General features: G+C 67.8%; 1 pseudogene. It reads left to right on the top strand.

The features are described from left to right. Positions 1-764: pseudogene (locus tag AAE045_RS23435) on the top strand (glycine dehydrogenase (aminomethyl-transferring)); the annotation flags it as partial.

Raw genomic sequence — 764 nt, 5'->3', positions numbered from 1 at the left:
GGCAACTCGCAGCGCTTCGGCGTGCCGTTCGGCTTCGGCGGCCCACATGCCGCCTTCATGGCCTGCCGCGATGCGTACAAGCGCTCGATGCCGGGCCGCCTGATCGGTGTCTCGGTCGATGCGCAGGGCAATGCCGCCTACCGCCTGACCCTGCAGACCCGCGAGCAGCACATCCGCCGCGAGAAGGCGACCTCCAACATCTGCACCGCCCAGGTGCTGCTGGCGGTCATGGCATCGATGTATGCGGTGTACCACGGTCCGGAAGGGCTGACCCGCATCGCCCGCCGCACCCATCGCCTGGCCGCGATCCTGGCCAGTGCGCTGCGCGCTGCCGGCGTCAACGTGGGCGAGCACTTCTTCGACACCCTGCACGTCAAGGATGTCGATGCCAAGGCGATCCATGCCAAGGCCGCCGCGGCGCGCATCAACCTGCGCGCGATCGACAGCGACGCGGTCGGCATCAGCCTGGATGAAACCACCACCCGCGCCGACATCGTCGCGCTCGGCCAGCTGTTCGGTGCCACGGTGGATGTCGATGCCCTCGACGCCGCCACCGCCGATGCGCTGCCGGCCGGCCTGGTGCGTACCAGCGAATTCCTGACCCACCCAGTGTTCAACACCCACCACAGCGAGCACGAACTGCTGCGTTACCTGCGTTCGCTGGCGGACAAGGACCTGGCGATGGATCGCACCATGATCCCGCTGGGCAGCTGCACCATGAAGCTCAACGCCACCGCCGAGATGATACCGGTGACCTGGCCGGA

The sequence above is a fragment of the Dryocola clanedunensis genome, from assembly GCF_038405435.1.
Classification (GTDB): domain Bacteria; phylum Pseudomonadota; class Gammaproteobacteria; order Enterobacterales; family Enterobacteriaceae; genus Dryocola; species Dryocola clanedunensis_A.
The sequence above is the reverse complement of the archived record's forward strand: the minus strand, read 5'-3'. Positions and strand labels throughout refer to the sequence as shown.